17 protein-coding genes and 3 tRNA genes are annotated in these 18,503 nt (G+C 54.8%); 13 read left to right on the top strand and 7 right to left on the bottom strand.

The window, feature by feature from the left end; genetic code table 11:
- Nucleotides 1-4: 4 nt before the first annotated feature.
- The 9 genes from OU789_RS05295 (at nucleotide 5) to OU789_RS05335 (ending at nucleotide 6,422) form a co-directional block, all read left to right on the top strand.
- Nucleotides 5-352, top strand: coding sequence for a 4a-hydroxytetrahydrobiopterin dehydratase (locus OU789_RS05295; RefSeq protein WP_274653899.1), 348 nt, complete (start codon nucleotides 5-7; stop codon nucleotides 350-352).
- Between the two features lie 48 nt (nucleotides 353-400).
- The gene (gene tgt / locus OU789_RS05300; RefSeq protein WP_274653901.1) at nucleotides 401-1,528 is read left to right on the top strand and encodes a tRNA guanosine(34) transglycosylase Tgt; all 1,128 of its coding nucleotides are present in this window, start codon (nucleotides 401-403) and stop codon (nucleotides 1,526-1,528) included.
- Nucleotides 1,529-1,915: 387 nt separating this feature from the next.
- Nucleotides 1,916-4,327, top strand: coding sequence for an endopeptidase La (lon, locus tag OU789_RS05305; RefSeq protein ID WP_274653903.1), 2,412 nt, complete (start codon nucleotides 1,916-1,918; stop codon nucleotides 4,325-4,327).
- Nucleotides 4,328-4,451: 124 nt separating this feature from the next.
- Nucleotides 4,452-4,787, top strand: coding sequence for an HU family DNA-binding protein (locus OU789_RS05310; RefSeq protein ID WP_274653905.1), 336 nt, complete (start codon nucleotides 4,452-4,454; stop codon nucleotides 4,785-4,787).
- A gap of 14 nt (nucleotides 4,788-4,801) precedes the next feature.
- A complete protein-coding gene (gene soxR / locus OU789_RS05315) occupies nucleotides 4,802-5,272 on the top strand; it encodes a redox-sensitive transcriptional activator SoxR (RefSeq protein WP_263953484.1) in 471 nt (156 codons plus the stop codon).
- Between the two features lie 27 nt (nucleotides 5,273-5,299).
- Nucleotides 5,300-5,890, top strand: a complete 591-nt coding sequence (locus tag OU789_RS05320) for a histidine phosphatase family protein (protein WP_274653908.1) — start codon at nucleotides 5,300-5,302, stop codon at nucleotides 5,888-5,890.
- A 53-nt stretch (nucleotides 5,891-5,943) separates the two neighbouring features.
- Nucleotides 5,944-6,019 (top strand) — tRNA-Val (locus tag OU789_RS05325).
- Nucleotides 6,020-6,239: 220 nt separating this feature from the next.
- Nucleotides 6,240-6,316: transfer RNA gene (locus tag OU789_RS05330), tRNA-Asp, on the top strand.
- 29 nt (nucleotides 6,317-6,345) lie between these two features.
- Nucleotides 6,346-6,422: transfer RNA gene (locus OU789_RS05335), tRNA-Asp, on the top strand.
- A gap of 45 nt (nucleotides 6,423-6,467) precedes the next feature.
- On the opposite strand, the gene OU789_RS05340 is transcribed toward OU789_RS05335, so the two are convergent.
- From OU789_RS05340 to mazG, 4 genes are all read right to left on the bottom strand, one after another.
- On the bottom strand, nucleotides 6,468-7,880 hold the full coding sequence (locus OU789_RS05340; RefSeq protein WP_274653910.1) for a protein adenylyltransferase SelO: 1,413 nt from the start codon (nucleotides 7,878-7,880) through the stop codon (nucleotides 6,468-6,470).
- A 21-nt stretch (nucleotides 7,881-7,901) separates the two neighbouring features.
- Nucleotides 7,902-8,855, bottom strand: a complete 954-nt coding sequence (locus OU789_RS05345; protein ID WP_274653912.1) for a nucleoside hydrolase — start codon at nucleotides 8,853-8,855, stop codon at nucleotides 7,902-7,904.
- Between the two features lie 130 nt (nucleotides 8,856-8,985).
- Nucleotides 8,986-9,984, bottom strand: a complete 999-nt coding sequence (locus OU789_RS05350; RefSeq protein ID WP_263953480.1) for a Fe(3+) ABC transporter substrate-binding protein — start codon at nucleotides 9,982-9,984, stop codon at nucleotides 8,986-8,988.
- Nucleotides 9,985-10,090: 106 nt separating this feature from the next.
- Complete coding sequence (mazG, locus tag OU789_RS05355; RefSeq protein ID WP_274653914.1) at nucleotides 10,091-10,912, bottom strand: nucleoside triphosphate pyrophosphohydrolase; 822 nt, start codon at nucleotides 10,910-10,912, stop codon at nucleotides 10,091-10,093.
- A 112-nt stretch (nucleotides 10,913-11,024) separates the two neighbouring features.
- Here mazG and OU789_RS05360 point away from each other — a divergent pair, with 112 nt between their 5' ends.
- The 4 genes from OU789_RS05360 to OU789_RS05380 all read left to right on the top strand — a co-directional run bounded on the left by OU789_RS05360 (nucleotide 11,025) and on the right by OU789_RS05380 (nucleotide 15,300).
- Nucleotides 11,025-12,188 (top strand): M20 aminoacylase family protein, encoded by a 1,164-nt coding sequence (locus OU789_RS05360; protein ID WP_274653917.1) that lies wholly within the window; start codon nucleotides 11,025-11,027, stop codon nucleotides 12,186-12,188.
- Between the two features lie 335 nt (nucleotides 12,189-12,523).
- Nucleotides 12,524-13,579, top strand: coding sequence for a peptide chain release factor 1 (prfA, locus tag OU789_RS05370; RefSeq protein WP_274653919.1), 1,056 nt, complete (start codon nucleotides 12,524-12,526; stop codon nucleotides 13,577-13,579).
- A complete protein-coding gene (gene prmC, locus OU789_RS05375) occupies nucleotides 13,576-14,409 on the top strand; it encodes a peptide chain release factor N(5)-glutamine methyltransferase (RefSeq protein ID WP_274653921.1) in 834 nt (277 codons plus the stop codon). Before prfA ends, prmC begins: the two co-directional genes overlap by 4 nt.
- A 237-nt stretch (nucleotides 14,410-14,646) precedes the next feature.
- Nucleotides 14,647-15,300, top strand: a complete 654-nt coding sequence (locus tag OU789_RS05380; RefSeq protein WP_274653923.1) for a DUF4167 domain-containing protein — start codon at nucleotides 14,647-14,649, stop codon at nucleotides 15,298-15,300.
- An 86-nt stretch (nucleotides 15,301-15,386) separates the two neighbouring features.
- Here OU789_RS05380 and rsmA read toward each other — a convergent pair whose 3' ends face one another.
- From rsmA to OU789_RS05395, 3 genes are read right to left on the bottom strand one after another with little or no spacing between them, the layout of a single operon-like run.
- Nucleotides 15,387-16,229, bottom strand: a complete 843-nt coding sequence (gene rsmA / locus OU789_RS05385) for a 16S rRNA (adenine(1518)-N(6)/adenine(1519)-N(6))-dimethyltransferase RsmA (RefSeq protein ID WP_274653925.1) — start codon at nucleotides 16,227-16,229, stop codon at nucleotides 15,387-15,389.
- 6 nt (nucleotides 16,230-16,235) lie between these two features.
- Complete coding sequence (gene pdxA / locus OU789_RS05390) at nucleotides 16,236-17,237, bottom strand: 4-hydroxythreonine-4-phosphate dehydrogenase PdxA (RefSeq protein ID WP_274653927.1); 1,002 nt, start codon at nucleotides 17,235-17,237, stop codon at nucleotides 16,236-16,238.
- Nucleotides 17,234-18,472: a peptidylprolyl isomerase gene (locus OU789_RS05395; protein ID WP_274653929.1), complete on the bottom strand. Its 1,239-nt coding sequence runs from the start codon at nucleotides 18,470-18,472 to the stop codon at nucleotides 17,234-17,236. The genes pdxA and OU789_RS05395 overlap by 4 nt, the downstream gene beginning before the upstream one ends.
- Nucleotides 18,473-18,503 lie beyond the last annotated feature (31 nt).

Below are 18,503 nucleotides of genomic sequence, written 5' to 3' on the forward strand. Positions count from 1 at the left end.
AACAATGACCGAAGTTTGCCTATTGGGAGACAAGAATTGCGTGCCCTGCGAAGGGGGCGTTCCGGCACTGACCGAAACCGAAGCAAAGGCGCTGATGAAGCAACTTGATGACGGTTGGGAGCTGTCTGGAGATGCTAAGTTTCTAAAGCGTCGCCTTGAGTTTAAAGGTTTCGCAAAAGCCACCTATACCGCCAACCTCGCCGCGTTTCTTGGCGATCAGCAGGGCCATCATCCCGATATTGCCTTCGGGTGGGGCTATTGCAGCTTGACGTTTACCACCCATGCAATCGACGGGTTGAGCGAAAATGATTTCATTTGCGCGGCCAAGTTCGATGCCATGCTGGCAAAGTAACGCCAACAGGTATTTGCATTTTTCTGGCCGCTGTCGTATGCGGCGGCCATGAGCAAATTTTCCTTTGAACTCGCCGCAACTGACGGCAAGGCCCGCACCGGTTTGATCTCGACCCCGCGCGGGGATATTCGCACGCCCGCGTTTATGCCGGTCGGCACAGCAGCAACTGTTAAGGCAATGCTGCCAGAGAGCGTCGCGGCAACCGGCGCGGATATTTTGCTTGGGAATACCTATCACCTCATGTTGCGCCCAACCGCAGAGCGGATCGACCGCCTTGGTGGGTTGCACAAGTTCATGAACTGGCAAAAGCCGATCCTGACCGACAGTGGCGGGTTTCAGGTTATGAGCCTTGCCGGATTGCGCAAAATGAGTGAGGAGGGCGTTAAGTTTTCCTCGCATATCGACGGCAGCAAACACATGCTGACGCCCGAGCGTTCGATGGAAATTCAGAAGCTTCTTGGTAGCGATATCGTCATGTGTTTTGACGAATGCCCTGCGCTGCCCGCGAGCGAAGAGGAAGTTGCGGCCTCTATGCGGATGTCGATGCGATGGGCGCAGCGCAGCCGTGATGCTTTTGGCGATCGGCCCGGTCATGCGCTCTTTGGCATCCAGCAGGGGGGCGTGACCCAAGAGTTGCGCGCCGAAAGCGCGGACAAGCTGCGCGAGATCGGTTTTGAAGGGTATGCCGTGGGCGGTCTTGCTGTTGGTGAAGGGCAAGAGGCCATGTTTGGCGTGCTGGATTATGCGCCTGATATGCTTCCTGAGGATAAGCCGCGTTACCTTATGGGCGTAGGCAAACCTGATGATATCGTCGGGGCTGTCGCCCGCGGAATCGATATGATGGATTGCGTTTTGCCGAGCCGCTCTGGCCGCACGGGACAACTCTTTACGCGAAAGGGTGTTGTGAACATCAAAAACGCGCGTCACGCAGATGATCCACGACCGCTTGATGAGGCTTGTAGCTGTCCTGCATGTCGGAATTACTCGCGTGCCTACCTGCACCATGTTTTCCGCGCACAAGAGATGATTTCCGGAATGCTCCTGACGTGGCACAACCTGCAATATTATCAAGACTTGATGCAGGGAATGCGCGACGCTATCGCCGCAGGAACATTTGCCGAGTTCCAGAAAACGTTCCATGAGGAACGCGCAAACGGTGATATCGAGCCGCTTTAGGGCGTCCAGATATGGATGGAAATGGGCGCAGTGCCACAAGATATATCCAATATGCGCCGCGTGCTCTTCACGTTTTCGGCATAGAAACCCTGCCGATTCTGCGCGTCAGAACGCCTAAAATCGCCTGAATCTGTGTGCTCGGTAAACAATTACCTCCTCAAGAATGGTTTTGACTCCAAACACTTAACAAACAACACGCGATTACGGGCAAATTTGGGCGATTCCTTCCTTGCTCTCGATGTTTCGGGCAGGCATTGTTACACCCATCCAAACGGCGCGATGGTTGAAAGGCGTGGGACAGGCCCCCACCTATATTTTCCGAGCCGGAGAAGGACATGATTGCCGCCAAGCGGGATCGCTCCTTCTTGCCAAAAACAAGGAAAGAGCATGCACGAGCAACTCAATTCATCTTATCCAGTCCTGCCGCTGCGCGATATTGTGGTTTTCCCCCATATGATCGTGCCGCTGTTTGTGGGCCGTGAAAAATCAGTCCGCGCCCTCGAAGAGGTGATGGCGGATGATAAACATATCCTGCTGTCGAGCCAGATTGACCCGTCTGTAGACGATCCCGAAAGCGATGGCATTTACCGTACTGGCGTTCTTGCCAATGTGCTGCAGCTTTTGAAGTTGCCCGACGGAACCGTGAAGGTGCTTGTCGAAGGCATTCAGCGGGTGCGCATTACCGACTACATCGAAAATGACCAATTCTTCGAAGCCAACGCAGAGCTTCTTGAGGAAACACCGGGGGAGGCCGATCTGATCGAAGCCCTCGTGCGGTCGGTTGGCGAAGAGTTTGAACGCTACGCCAAGATCAAGAAGAACATCCCCGAAGAGGCGCTTGCCGCCGTATCCGAAGCTACGGAAAGCGCCAAACTGGCGGACCTTGTGGCGGGGCATCTGGGGATTGAAGTTGAACAGAAGCAGGAGCTTCTTGAAACGCTTCCTGTCGATGTGCGTCTTGAGAAGGTCTATGGCCTGATGCAGGGCGAAATGTCTGTTCTTCAGGTTGAGAAGAAAATCAAAACCCGCGTCAAAACCCAAATGGAGCGGACGCAGCGCGAGTATTACCTGAATGAGCAAATGAAAGCCATTCAGAAAGAACTCGGCGATGGCGAAGAGGACCAGAACGAGATTCTGGAGCTTGAAGCGCGGATTGCAGAAACCAAGCTTTCAAAAGAAGCGCGCGAAAAGGCCGAGAGCGAGCTGAAAAAGCTCAAGAATATGGGTCCGATGAGCGCTGAAGCCACCGTCGTACGGAACTATCTCGACTGGATGTTGTCCATCCCGTGGGGTGTGCGCAGCCGCGTGAAAAAAGACCTTAGCCGCGCCGAGAAAATCCTCGACGACGATCACTATGGCCTTGAGAAGGTGAAGGAGCGGATTGTCGAGTACCTCGCCGTTCAGCAGCGCAGCAAAAAGCTCAAGGGGCCAATCATGTGCCTCGTTGGACCTCCCGGCGTGGGTAAAACCAGCCTCGGGAAATCGGTTGCCTCTGCGACGGGTCGTGAGTTTATCCGCATCAGCCTCGGTGGTGTGCGCGATGAAAGCGAAATCCGTGGCCACCGCCGGACTTATATCGGTTCGATGCCCGGCAAGATTATTCAGGCTCTGAAAAAGGCGAAAACCACGAACCCGCTCATTCTGCTCGATGAGATCGACAAAATGGGTCAGGACTTCCGTGGCGACCCTGCGTCAGCAATGCTTGAAGTGCTTGATCCAGAACAGAACTCGACCTTCGTGGACCACTATCTTGAAGTGGAATACGATCTGTCGGATGTGATGTTCCTCACCACGTCGAACAGCTATAACATGCCAGGTCCGCTTCTTGACCGGATGGAGATCATTCCGCTCGCAGGTTACACCGAAGACGAGAAAACCGAGATCGCCAAACAGCACTTGATCAACAAACAGATCAAAGCGCATGGCCTCAAGAAGGGCGAGTTCGAGATCACGGACGAGGCGCTCACCGATATCTTGCGGTACTACACCCGCGAAGCAGGTGTGCGGAACCTTGAGCGCGAGTTGGCAAAGCTGGCCCGTAAAGCTGTTACCCAGATCATTCGTAAGAAAGACGATGTGGTACGGATTACCAGCGACAATATTGAGGATTATCTCGGGGTTAAGCGCTTCCGCTATGGACTCGCCGAAGAAGAGGACCAAGTGGGCGTTGTGACCGGCCTTGCATGGACCAGCGTTGGCGGCGATTTGCTGTCGATTGAGGCGCTGAAACTTCCGGGCAAAGGTCGTATGAAAACAACGGGTAAGCTCGGCGATGTGATGAAAGAGAGCATCGACGCCGCCAGCAGCTTTGTTCGTTCGATCAGCCCGGAGATTGGCGTAAAGCCACCTGTCTTTGAAAAGGTCGATATCCACGTTCACGTTCCAGAAGGCGCAACGCCAAAAGATGGGCCGAGTGCCGGTGTTGGAATGGTGACGTCGATTGTATCGGTGCTGACGGGTATTCCCGTTAAGAAAGACATCGCGATGACCGGTGAGGTCACTCTGCGCGGCAATGTACTGGCGATCGGTGGCCTAAAAGAGAAGCTCCTCGCAGCGCTTCGGGGTGGTATCAAGACCGTTCTTATCCCGCATGAGAACGAGAAGGATTTGGCCGATATTCCGGACAACGTGAAAGATGGGCTGACCATCATTCCCGTACGCCATGTGAACGATGTTCTGAAGCACGCTTTGGTGTCCGAGCCTGAAGCTATCGTTTGGGACGAAGAAGCAGAAGAGGCCGCACGCCTCGCTGCGAGCGCTTCAAAAGGTGGCGAAGGTGGCCATGTAACGGCCCACTAAACAGAGTAATTAGAGCGAAAGGGCGTTTCCCGATCCGGGAGGCGCCCTTTTTCTATGCCAAGGCATGGTGAAACGCGGGTCGATGTCCTAACCTGCAGACAACTCCAACAGCCGGACCGGAAAAATGACAACAAAACCCCGCAAGACATCGAAACCCGCAGCCCCAAAAGCTACGGCGCCAGAAGTGCCGGTAGAGAAGGTTTCAGAGGACACTGCTCCAACTGTTGTCTTGAAAAAGAAAGAGTTCATTGAACGCTGTGTTGTGAAATCAGAGCTAAAGAAACGCGATGTGAAGCCGTCGGTGGAAGCGGCTCTGGCTGTTCTAGGCGAAGCTTTGGCCGCTGGCGAAGACCTCAACCTGCAACCTTTCGGCAAGCTTGTTGTGAAGAAGAAGAACGAGCAGCCGAATTCCGACGTTTACGTATGTCGCGTTCGGCAGCCGAAGCATAAACCGGCTTAGGCGGTGCGGGTAGGGTGGCCGCGCAACGGATAAAGCCGAATGATCTTTCCGTCGGGGACTTCGCAAAGCGCGCAGGCGTGCCCGTTTCAACGGTGCATTACTATGAGGCCGAAGGGCTAATCGAGAGCTGGCGGACGGATGCCAACCACAGGCGTTTCAATCGCGGGGAGCTCCGAAAACTTGCTATCGTTCGTGTGGCACAATCGGTTGGTTTGCCCCTGTCGACCATCAAGGAAGTGCTCGGAGGCTTGCCCCAAGATCGCGTGATCAAAGCGGATGATTGGGCGGAGGCTGCGGAGCCATGGAAGGCGCTCCTTACAGAGAAGATTGCCCTGATGGAGAAGCTGCGCGACCAGCTTGATCACTGTATCGGATGTGGATGCCTATCGCTTGAAAACTGCCCGCTCTACAATGCGGACGACGCTCTTGCTGCGCATGGATCAGGTCCGCAGCGGTGGATTGGTGAGCAAAATGATGAGGCATAAAGCAGTCATTCTATGCTTGGAAAGCCATTGAAAACGCCTCCTTTGTTCATTCTTCGCCACGGGCAAACTGAATGGAACCTTGCGGGGCGGCTTCAAGGGGCGTTGGATTCTCCGCTTACGCGACAAGGAATACAGCAAGCGGAAACGCAGGGCAGATTGCTGACCGCGGTGTTTCAGGAGTTTGTGCAGGTCGATGTGTTCGTTAGCCCTCTTGGGCGCGCGCAACAAACCGCGAAGATCGCATTGGCGCCGCATGGCATAGATGCAACCGTAGACGCGCGATTGGCCGAAGTGGATGCTGGTGACTTCCAGGGGAAGGCTCGCAAGGACATCGAAAAAGAGTGGCCTGAAATCGTTAAACGGTGCGCGGATGATTTCAGCTTCTACCTCAACGCCCCGAACGGGGAGGGCGAGGCTCAATTGCGAGGGCGCTGTCTTTCATTTCTGAACTCCCTAACAAAACCGAGCGTTCTGACCACACATGGAATCACGTCCACGATGTTACGCGGATTGGCCTGTAATCTCAGCTTTTTAGAGATGTGCGCACTGCCTCATACACAAGGCTATATCTTCAGAATTTTGGGTGGTGAGGAAGTAATTTTAAAAGAAGCGAAATAATCGCATTTTTGCTCTTGCATCCCCCCGCGTCCCTAGGCTAATTAGCCGCCATCGGGTCGTTAGCTCAGTTGGTAGAGCGCTTCGTTTACACCGAAGATGTCGGGAGTTCGAGCCTCTCACGACCCACCATTTCTTCCCTTGATACACCAGATTTAGATAACGCCGGATCGGCGTGCTACGGATTTTGGCCGTCGAATTTAGCGACTTTTTGTTCGGTTTCTTCGGGTATCGGCTGCTGTGCAAATAAATCTTCATTCAAGCAAAGTTTTCCGTCAAACCGCGCTTGACGGCAGGGGCGCACCACCCTAAAAGCAGCCTCACGCTTGGGCACAGTCCCAGGAGTGCATACGCGGTTGTAGCTCAGTTGGTTAGAGTACCGGCCTGTCACGCCGGGGGTCGCGGGTTCGAGCCCCGTCAACCGCGCCACTGCACTTTTGGAAATTGCCCGGCCTTGCGCGGTTGTAGCTCAGTTGGTTAGAGTACCGGCCTGTCACGCCGGGGGTCGCGGGTTCGAGCCCCGTCAACCGCGCCACTTTCTTCCTAGAAAAACAAGAGTTTGCGCAATTGCGCGTTAAGCCTATGTACCGCAGAAGGTCGCTTGGACAACCTCTTCGGGCTTTGGCGGTTGTACGAGTGTTCGGTCTTCAGGCGTTTCATACGGGGACGAGAGAGCCGTGTGAAGCGCGGCAAAGGGGGCAAGGTCGCCGCCTACCGCCGAGACAATCGCAGCTTCGATTCGGTGATTGCGCGGGATGACCGCTGGGTTTGCGCCGCGCATAATCCCTTGCGGATTAGATTCGCCATCAAGGCGTGATTTCCAAGTGCTATACCATGCATCTAGCTCTTCGATATCTTTCGCTTCAGTGATGCGACCATGAACAGCCAAATCTTTGAAACTATTTGTGAAATCGAGTCGGTTTTTCGCGAGGATATTCAGAAATTCATAGATAAGATCGCGGTCGCTCTGCTTTGCATCTGCAATGCCGAGTTTGCGCCCGAAAACCTCGATCCATGCGCGGAAGAACAACGGGCCAAAACTGTTTACTGCTTCCGTTGCAGCGGCAATCGCGGCTTTTTCTTCTCCCAAGAGGGGCACAAGGCTGCTGGCAAATTGCGCAAGGTTCCATGCGGCGATGTCGGGCTGATTCTGATAGGCATAGCGGCCCATACGGTCGATCGAGGAATAGACCTGTTCGGGATTGAACGCGTCCATGAAGGCGCAAGGTCCGTAATCAATCGTCAATCCGCCAATGTGACAGTTATCGGTGTTCATCACTCCGTGAATGAAGCCAAGCCCTAGCCATTGGGCAATCAGTTTGGCCTGAGACGCGACCGTTGCGTGCAGCAGGCCGAGTGGCCCCTCTGCGTCGGGGTAGTGGCGCTCAATCGCCATATCGACCAGCGCGCTGAGCGCATCCAGATTGCCGCGTTGGGCGAAATATTGAAACGTTCCCACCCGAAGGTGGCTTGTGGCAACGCGCGTTAGAATCGCGCCGGGCAGAGCGGTTTCGCGCTGGACGCGCTCGCCTGTGGCCACGATGGCCAGAGCGCGCGTTGTGGGTACGTTGAGCGCATGCATAGCCTCCGAAACCAGAAACTCGCGCAAGACTGGGCCAAGCCATGCACGGCCATCCCCATTTCGGGAGAACGGTGTGCGGCCCGACCCTTTGAGCACGATATCCTGCCGCTGGCCGTTGCTATCGATCACTTCGCCGAGGAGGTGCGCCCGACCGTCGCCAAGTTGCGGAACGAAGTTGCCGAATTGATGCCCCGCATAGGCCTGCGCAATGGGTTGAGACCCTTTAGCAATGCGATTGCCCGATAGGATTTCAAGCAGTTCGTTGGAATGGAATTCGGAGTCGGATAGGCCAAGTTCCTGCGCGAGCTCTTGGTTCAACGCCAACAGTTCCGGCGCCTCTACAGGTGTCGGTGCTACCTCCGCAAACATATCGGGCGCGAGGCGAGCATAGCTGTTGTCAAAGGCAAACACCGGATCTCTCCTGTTCTATCGCTATAGGCGGGCGATCCGCTCTGTCAGAAGAGCAAAAAAGCCATCCGCATCCAAATCGCCCATGAACATCGCATTCGCTGGGCGGTCTGTAACGCCCCACCAATCTGCAACTGTCATGCCAAGGGTTAACTCGGAGCCGGTTTCAATCTCGACATTGATATGACGGCCTGAAAACAACTCTGGCTGGATGAGATAGGCAACTACGCAAGGGTCATGCAGAGGCGCGCCTGCGGAGCCGTATTTCTCTTTGTCGAAGCGCTCGAAAAAGTCGGTCCATTCCGCAACCATTCGGCCTGGTTCAGTTCCGAGATTGCGAAATGCTTCGACGCGCTCGGCGGTGGTGAGTGCTTTGTGGGTCACGTCGAGCGGCATCACAACAATCGGGACGCCAGACTTGAACACAATATCGGCGGCTTCTGGATCTACATAGATGTTAAATTCCGCCGCTGGAGTTATGTTCCCCACTTCGAAATATGCACCACCCATTAGGACAATCTCCCGCACGCGGTCCACGATATCGGGTGCTTTCGCAAAGGCCGTTGCGATATTGGTTAGCGGGCCGAGCGGGCAAAGAGTGACACTTTTCTCTGGATGGCTTCGTAGGGTTTCAATAATGAAATCAACGGCATGACCATCCGTGAGCGGCATGGTCGGGTCGGGCATGACCGGACCATCAAGGCCCGTTTTGCCGTGAACATGCTCTGCTGTTACCAGTTTGCGTTTCATCGGCGCTTCACAGCCTGCATAGACAGGTACTTCGGTCTTTCCCGCAAGCTCACAGACGATCCGTGCATTCTTTTGGGTGAGGGGGAGCGGAACATTTCCCGCAACCGCAGTGACGCCGAGAACCTCAACGTCCTCTGGGCTCCCCAATGCAAGCAATATAGCTACTGCATCGTCCTGCCCTGGGTCGGTATCAATGATGATTTTGCGTGGGGATTTGTCTTGAGTCATCGGTACGTCCTGTTGTTGGCGAAGGCCGAGAGTGCGACTGTCGCGCGCGAATTGCAAGCCCGATTGTCGGCAAAAAAGAAGCGGCCCCGCAAGTTGCAGGGCCGCCTTAAGAATTTAATTGTGTGAAGTTTTAGCCGTCGAAATCAACTGTTTCTACGAGGCGAAGCGCGTCTGCACGGCGTTTCGCAATTTCCATTAGGTTTGTGTCATCAGCAGTGAATTCGCCCCAGCTTGCAACCAGATCAACAGGAGTTGTGCCTGGCGCGATTGGGTATTCGAAGTTTGCAGCAGCGTAGATTTCCTGAGCTTTCGGCGAAGTCAGGAATTCCATCAGCTTGACAGCGTTTTCTTTGTTCGGTGCGGATTTCACCAGAGCAACACCAGAAATGTTGACGTGTGTGCCTGCGTCTTCAAAGGTTGGGAACACGATGTTAACCGCGTCAGCCCACTCTTTTTGCTCTTCATCGGCGAGCATTTTGCCCATGTAGTAGGTGTTGCCAATGGCGATATCGCACTCACCTGCCCAGATCGCTTTGACCTGTGCGCGGTCGTTGCCCTGTGGCTTGCGCGCAAGGTTAGCCTTTACGCCTTCGAGCCATTCTTTCACTTCTTCTTCGCTGTGATGAACCAGCATCGCAGACGTCAGCGCAACGTTATAAGCGTGTGTACCGGAGCGGGTACAGATGCGGCCTTCCCATTTCGGGTCGGCAAGGTCTTCATAAGTTGTTACTTCGCCGTCAGCGACACGGTCTTTCGATGCATAAACGATACGCGCGCGAGTTGTGAGACCATACCAGTGGCCTTCTGGGTCGCGGTAATTCGCAGGAACAGTGGCCAGCAACGCCTCGCTCTCGACCGGCTGTGTCAGGCCTGCTTCGACAACGCTGTTCAGGCGCGAAATATCAACTGTGAATACGAGGTCGGCAGGGGAGCGATCGCCCTCAGCTTCAAGCTTCTCGACCATACCTTGGTTCAGGAAGGCGACGTTAACTTTGATGCCTGTTTCTTCGGTGAACGCGTCTGTGAGCGGCGCGATCAACTCGGGCTGGCGATAGGAATAGACGTTAACTTCTTCGGCGAGAGCGGGTGCGGCCATGGCAATTGCCGCGACAGTTGTAATCAAGCGCATTGTTATGAACTCCAAGTTTGCGTTTGATCGCGTTAAATCCGAGTAAAATGCTCAGGTCAAGGGGTGCGCGCGAATTTTTGATTAAAAAAGTCGGAATTAGGATGCGTCATTTTCGCGCCCGCTTTTCCGCCTCTTTAACCGCGTTCCAAATAGAGTCCATTTCTTCAAGCGTAGAGTCTTCGGGCCGCCGGCCGCCCTCTGCCAATCGAGCTTCTATTTGTTCGAAGCGCCTTGTAAACTTGCCATTCGCAGCGCGTAGTGCGGCCTCTGGATCAACATTCATGTGACGCGCGACATTCGCCATAACAAATAACAAGTCTCCAAATTCTTCCTCCACCTCCGCTTGGGAGAGCGTGTCTCGCGCTTCGGCCAACTCTTGTGTTTCCTCAACCACCTTATCCAAAACTTGGCTGATATCAGGCCAGTCAAACCCCACACGCGCAGCGCGTTTTTGCAATTTGACGGCCCGCAGCAGCGCCGGAAGCCCGACCGCAACGCCATCCAATGCGCCGCCCTGATCCTTACCTGCACGTTCGGCAGCTTTTATCTTCTCCCAATCGCGCGTCTGTTGTTCTGCGGATTTGTCGCGGGATTCATCGCCAAACACATGGGGGTGGCGGTCAATCATCTTGTCGCTGATGGAGCGGGTGATGCTTTCAAAGTCGAAATGCCCCTTTTCCGATCCCATCTGCGCGTGAAAGACCACCTGAAGCAGCAAATCACCCAATTCACCCTCAAGCTCGTTCATTTCGCCGCGCTCAATCGCATCGGCAACCTCATAGGCTTCCTCGATGGTGTAGGGCGCGATAGTGGCGAAGTCCTGCTCCACATCCCAAGGGCAACCGGTTTCTGGATCACGCAGTCGCGACATTATCTCGAGCAGTCGCGAAATTTCGCCCGTAGAGGAAAGAAGGGGATCAATTGCCATTGCGGGCCTCTCTGCTTTGCGAAACACTCTGTCCGTGGAATCTCTGCGAACGTTCGCGGATATCATCGGTTTGCGACATCTAACGCAAATGCACGAATAGGAGTCCAGTAGCATGGCCATAATTAACCGAATTGGCGACTTTACCGCCGAAATGACAGAATGGCGGCACTGGATGCACCAGCATCCCGAGCTTGGTTTCGAATGCCACGAGACAGCGGCTTTTGTCGCGGAGAAGTTGCGGGCATTTGGCGTGGATGAATTGCACGAAGGTATCGCGGAATCGGGTTTGGTGGCGATCATCAATGGGCAGGGCGAAGGGCCGACCATCGGATTGCGCGCCGATATGGATGCGCTGCCGATTACCGAGGAAACAGGTGCGGACTATGCTTCCTTGGTTGAGGGCAAGATGCACGCCTGTGGTCATGACGGTCATACATCCATGCTGCTGGGTGCGGCGAAATACCTTGCCGAAACGCGAAATTTCACTGGGCGCGTTGCGCTGATCTTTCAACCAGCTGAGGAGGGCGGAGGTGGTGCGCGCGTGATGTGTGAGGAAGGTATTATCGAACGGTTTGATATCTCCTCTGTGTATGCGTTGCATAATGCCACTGAATTGCCGCTTGGGATGTTTGCAACAACCCCCGGACCGATGATGGCGGCGGTTGATGATTTTGATATTCACGTGCGCGGGAGTGGCGGCCATGGTGCCGCGCCGCAAATGACCAAAGATCCGCTGATTGCCGCGGTCGGGCTTGTGCAGGCAATCCAGACGATTGTGAGCCGTAATCACGCGACAACCGATGACCTCGTCGTTTCGGTCACGCAGATCCATAGCGGCAGCGCGGATAATATCATTCCAGACACCGCCTATATCAACGGCACTGTGCGAAGCTTTGACAAAGGCGTGCAGGCGATGGTGATTTCGCGGTTGGAAGCGCTCTGTAAAGGGCATGCGCTGGCTTATGACGTTGATATCGAGCTGAAATACAACAAAGGCTACCCGCCCACGATCAACCACCCCGCAGAGACTGAAAAGGCCGTACAGGTCGCGCAAGAGATCGCCGGTGAAGACTCCGTTGATGGCGATACTCTGCGCGGTATGTGGTCAGAGGACTTTGCCTATATGCTTGAGAAATGCCCCGGCGCCTATCTGAACCTTGGTCAGGACACGCCGATTTCGGTTCACCACCCAGCGTACGATTTTAACGACGAGATTCTTCCAATTGGCGCATCATTTTTTGCGCGGTTGGTGGAGCGGCTGGAGCCAGCAAAGTGATTACCCCTGAGGGGAAGAGACAGCTTCGGTACGCGAGGGCAGGGATGACACAGCGCATCCTTCGCTCTTTTCGCGCCAGATCGGCACATTCAGCGACATTTCACAGCGGGCGGTAAACATCCGTTGCCCTACCTGAAGGCAAGCTGATTGCCCAAGTTCTACGCGTTCACCACCTGTATCTGTACAATAGCACGAAATTTGCGGCAGGGGCGGTGCCGTATCCGCATGTACCATTCCGCCCAACAGGGCGAAAACAATGCTCAAACCCTTCATCCCGCGATTATAGCATGTCGGTGCCTCTTGACCAAATCGTCGCGATAGCCCAACACAGGCGCATGGTTCCTAACGATACACTCATGCAGATCACCCAGCGGTTTGAATTCCTGGAGGCCGCCATGGCCGAGGGCGCAGCAGGCACGGATATTGCCGCGCTGGCCAAGGAATATTCCGACCTGAAACCGGTTGTCGAAGAAATCGCTGCCTATCAACAGCTCGTCGCGGATATCGAAGAAGCAGAGGAAATGCTCTCTGATCCCGAGATGAAAGCGCTGGCCGAAGAAGAGCTTCCGGAGATGCGTGCACGCCTTCCAGAGGTGGAGCAAGCGCTGCGGCTAACGCTTCTGCCCAAGGACGAGGCTGATGCTCGCCCTGCGATGCTCGAAATTCGTCCGGGCACAGGCGGAGATGAGGCGAGCTTGTTTGCTGGTGATCTGATGCGCATGTACCAGCGGTATGCAGAATCGCGGCGCTGGAAGTTCGAGATCATCGAATTCCAAGAGAGCGAGCTTGGCGGCGTGAAAGAGCTTGTTGCGCGGGTTTCCGGCGAAAACGTCTTTGCGCGACTTAAGTTTGAAAGCGGTGTGCATCGCGTGCAGCGGGTTCCGACAACCGAAAGCGGCGGGCGAATCCATACTTCTGCGGCGACCGTGGCGGTTCTTCCTGAAGCGGAAGAGGTGGATTTGGTTATCAACCCCAATGATCTTCGGATCGATACCATGCGTGCTTCTGGTTCTGGTGGGCAGCACGTGAACACAACCGATTCTGCGGTGCGGATTACCCATATCCCAACCGGAATCATCGTGGTGAGTGCGGAGAAATCCCAGCACCGCAACCGTGAAATCGCGATGCAGGTCATGCGTACGCGGCTCTATGATATGGAGCGTCAGAAGCTCCATGACGAACGCTCCGCCGACCGTAAAAGCCAGGTTGGCTCTGGCGACCGGTCCGAACGCATCCGTACCTATAACTTCCCTCAAGGCCGCATGACGGACCACCGTATTAACCTGACGCTTTATAAGCTGGATCAGGTGATGGCAGGCGAATTGGACGAGATAATCGACGCACTCACAGCCGATGCACAGGCCACGATGCTGGCCGAAATGGAAGGATGACGCTGACGGCGCGCCTTGCGGCTGCGACGCGGCGGCTAAAGGAGAGCGGCGTCGTCGATCCGGCGCGAGATGCACGCGTCTTGCTTGCTGCAGCTTTGGGAATTGACCGTACGCGGCTTACTCTGATGGGTGAGGATGATGTCACCGATGCCCAATTTTCCCAATTTGAGCGGATGCTTTCTGCGCGCGAAAAGCGCCAGCCCGTTGCGCAGATCATCGGAAAACGTGAGTTTTTTGGCCTGGAATTCACTGTGACGCCAGATGTTCTTGATCCTCGTCCTGAAACAGAACACCTCGTAGAAATCGCCTTGGAAAAGCCATTCGAGTCCGTGCTTGATATTGGATTAGGTTCGGGTTGTATTCTCTTGACACTGCTGCATAAAACTCCGAATTCGCGTGGTGTCGGCTGTGATGTGTCGCCAGCCGCGCTGAAGGTTGCCGCTGAAAACGCTAAGCGCTTGGGGATCGAAGGCCGCGCAGAGTTTGTCCAAAGCAATTGGCTTGATGCTCTGCCAGAACAGCGTTTTGATCTTATCGTTTCAAATCCACCCTATATTGCAGCAGACGCGATGCAGGAGCTCGCGCCGGAAGTGCGAGATTGGGAACCGGAAATCGCGCTTACCCCCGGGGGGGATGGGCTCGAGCCCTATCGTATCATCACGCAAGCAGCGCCGCGCTGGCTAAATAAAGAAGGTCGGCTGATTGTCGAAATCGGCTTTGATCAGGGCGAGGCGGTCGCGGAAATGTTTGCAAATGAAGGGTTTGTGAACGTGAGAATAAGCAAAGACTACGCTGGGCATGATCGTGTTGTTTCGGGTAATCTTAAGTAATTCGTAGGGTTTTCGCCGCAAATCGGTCAAAAAACGCCAAGGAAACGCGGGAAATGCGAGTTTTGACTTGTTTTCCCCGTGCCATCGTGTTTACTCAGGACTACGCAAGGAGGCGGATGCGAGAGCGGTCCCCCTTGTTTATAAGCCAGAAATCGTCAGGCCCGGTTTAGAAACCCCACGCAAGAGGCGCGGTAGTGGTCCTTACGAATGCCATGAATAGGGCTGGGTAAACAATTTATGAGATCTTCTAAGACACGTTCGCGGGGCAAGAATAATCGCAACCGCAATTCCCAACCGGGCGGAAATATCTCCAACCGAGTATTTGATAGTTCCGGTCCAGAGGGAAAAGTGCGCGGAACCCCGCAGCAAATCATCGATAAATACAACCAGCTTACCCGTGATGCGCAGCTTGCGAACGACCGGGTTGCCGCCGAAAACTTTGCGCAGCACGCCGAACATTACACGCGCCTTCTTGCAGAGAACCAGCGTGAGATGGAAGCAAAGCGCGAGGCACAAGAAGCTCAGAACCGCGAGCGCCAAGCACAACGCGATGCCGAGCGGGCAGAGCGCCTTGAGCGGCAGGAAAACCAGCAGAAATCCGGCCAGCAGCCGTATGCGGATGATCCTGCGAATGCGCCGCAACCTGATGTCATGGATACACAATCCGAAAGCGCATTGGTCGACACACCGGAAACAAAGCCAAGCAAGCCGCAGAACCGTCGGCCACGCAAGCCGCGTAATCCGAAGCCTGTAGATCAAGCGGCACAAGGCGAGCAGCCTGAAGCCGCCGAGGTTCAAAAAGAGCCCGCGCCGAAGAAACCACGTGCACGCAAGAGTAAACCAGCTGAGCCTGAGGCCGCACCAGAAGTGCAGGCCGCTAGCGAAGACTGATCTTTAAGTAGAACATTTAGAAAAGGCGCCAACAGTTTGTTTTGGCGCCTTTTTTGTGTCTTTAATTGTGTTTCGGTATAGAGCGATTAGCCTGCCGCGATGTTGCGTGCCAAAGCACAGAACTGCTCGATTGAAACCTGTTCTGCGCGCTCTGTTGGCTTGATGCCAGAGGCGATTAGTCGGTCTTCGATATCGGGCGCAACGCTTTTCAAGGAAGCGCGCAGCATCTTACGCCGTTGATTAAACCCAGCAGCAACAACCCGCGACAACACCTTGGGATCTGCTTCAAACAACGGTTTATCCCGTTTTTGAAGATGCACGACCGCCGAATGAACTTTAGGTGGCGGAGAAAAGGCTTCTGGCGGCAAGGACATCACTATTCTTGCCTCACAACGCCATTGTGCGAGTATGGCGAGACGGCCATAGGCTTTGCTACCTGGTTCGGCGACAATCCTGTTTGCGACCTCGCGTTGGAACATCAAGGTGAGGCTATCCCAAAACGGCGGCCAGTCCTTTGGTGTGAGCCATCGAACAAGGAGTTCGGTTCCAACGTTATAGGGCAAATTCGCCACGATACGGATCGGAGGTGTCAGCGCCGTCAGCGGGTTCACCTCCAGAGCATCGCCATTGATGACAGTTAGCTGATCTGGATAGGCCGCCGCGATTTCTTCAAGGGCGGGAAGACATCGGCTGTCTTTCTCCACGGCAAGCACGCGACGCGCGCCTTCCGCAAGCAACCCGCGCGTCAAGCCACCGGGACCGGGCCCGACCTCAAGCACATCACACCCTGTTAGATCACCGGCCTGCCGCGCGATCTTGGCAGTTAGATTGAGATCAAGCAGGAAGTTTTGCCCGAGCGACTTCTTGGCGGCAAGCCCATGCGTTTTTATGACTTCTGACAGGGGGGGGAGAGAATCAATAGTTGCCATGGCGCGCTATCCTGTCTTTTTTGTGCGTGCTGCCGCGCGACGGCTCGCCATATGGTGCGCGAGTTTTAGCGCTTCAATCAGGCTTGTGGGGTCGGCTATGCCACGCCCCGCGATGTCAAATGCGGTTCCGTGATCGGGTGAGGTGCGAACAAATGGCAATCCGAGAGTCACATTCACGCCGCGATCAAAATCAAGCGTCTTGATCGGGATCAACGCCTGATCGTGATACATGCAGACCGCAGCGTCATATCCGGCTCGTGCGCGTGCGTGGAACATCGTATCCGCAGGGAGAGGGCCGTCCAGCGTAAAGGAGCCGTTTTCTTGCTGTAGGGCTCTGAGAACGCCTGAAATCATATCCTGTTCTTCCGTCCCCATCGCGCCGCCTTCACCAGCGTGCGGATTTAGACCGGCAACGGAGATACGTGGATTGGAAATGCCAAAATCCGCTCGCAATCCTTCAGCAGTAATTCGAATCGTGTCTTGCAGCAATTCTGCGGTGAGTTGCTTTGGGACGTCTTTCAGAGCGATATGGATGGTTGCTGGAACAACACGCAGCTGCTCGCTCGCAAGCATCATCACAACGCGCTCTACGCCGCCTAGATGCGCAAGAAATTCTGTGTGCCCCGGAAACTCAAACCCGGCTCCGTCTTTGAGCGCTTTCTTGTTGATCGGGTTTGTGCAAACAGCCGAAGCCTCGCCCGACTGAACAAGACTAACTGCGCGCTCAATGACTTCAACAACAGCGCGTGCGTTTGCGGGATCAGCTTTTCCCGCCGTATTGGGTGCAGGAAATTTGTGCGGCAGAACGGGGAGGCCATTTTCAAGAGCGGCGATGGCCTCTGCCGGATGCGCTATCTCGACATATGACTGCTGTTCAGAGAGATGCATGGGATCAGCAATCAGGAAAAATGGGACCGAAGTGCTGAGCGCGGCATAGGCCTTTTCAGCCAGCTCAAGCCCAATGCCAGCCGGTTCGCCACATGTCAGAGCAACAGGCGCGAGGCTCATGGATACCGAATTTGCGAGTTGGCGCGCAGCTCACCAAGATACCCGCTTGCATAAGAGGACAGCCGTTGATTGAACAGTGAGGCACGAATAGCTTCGCGATCGGCATCTTCGGGGAGGGCGGCAGTTCGGCCACATAGCATCAAAACAACCATCGTCTGTCCGTTGTTGCGGCGCAGTCGCGAGGAGGTTTCCCCTTCGTCCAGCAACGCAAGTTCGCGCGCAATATCTGCGGGAACGTCGCGGCTTGCTTGGGAAATGATCTCGAAATTTTCCACGGGCAAATCGCCATATGTGCCGTAAAGGTCTTCGCAAGTATCATTGGTTTCGCGGATGTTCCGCGCGGCGATGATCTCTTTTTCCGGTGAGCTTAGCGGGACGTAAAGGCGGGCATATTCAACCGCAACTTCGGACTCGATTACCGGGCCTGTTTCTTGCAGCCCGCGCAACTGGAAAATCGCGATAGCATCAGGCAACTCGATAGGGTCCGTAATTTCACCTGGAGTCATTGTCAGCAAAATCGGTCGGATTGTTGGCGGTAGATTTGACAGATTAAGCCAATCCAATTGACCGCCATTCTCGCGTGATGGCGATACAGAAACCTGCGCTGCCGCTGCAGAGAAACTCTTTTCCGAAGTGATAAGCGCGATTTCTTTGGCGAGGTCTGCAGCACGTTCTGCGTTTTCGGGCGTATCGGCAGGTAAGATGATTTCCGAGAGCAATACACGGATGCCACCTGTGTTAGAGGACAAGGATAGTGCGCGGTCGATTTCTGCTTCGGTAACCGTTGCTCGAGCCCCAAAGCGGCCGCCAACTACGTTCCGCCAGATAATACCGGCGGTTACAAAATCGCGGAAAGTGGAGGCGTCGATTTCCTCTTTTTCAAGTTCCATGATGAACTCTTGGGGTTCCAGCTCGGCGCGGGCGGCAAATTCTGCCATGCCTTCTTCGATTTCTTCTTGAGTTGGCTCGATACCGTAACGTCGGCCTGCGAGGCGATACAGGCTTTCTTCGATCAAACGGTCCTGCGCTGCTTTTTGGAGATCGCCAGCGTTACCAAGGACTTTCAGAAACTTTTGCCGCTGCTCAACTTCGTAGCGTGTAATGACTTCGTCATTCACATAGATCACAGGATCGAACGGAGACTCGGCCAGTGTTTGGTTTGTTGTGCCGGAGAGGGCAGCGAGACCAAGGCTTGCCATAACAGCCAGATGAGCAAAAAAACGTCGTGCTCTCATATCTGTTTCGTCCTGTTCCTGCTGCAATGGC

It is taken from the genome of Halocynthiibacter sp. C4 (assembly GCF_028823805.1).
Lineage (GTDB): Bacteria > Pseudomonadota > Alphaproteobacteria > Rhodobacterales > Rhodobacteraceae > Falsihalocynthiibacter > Falsihalocynthiibacter halioticoli.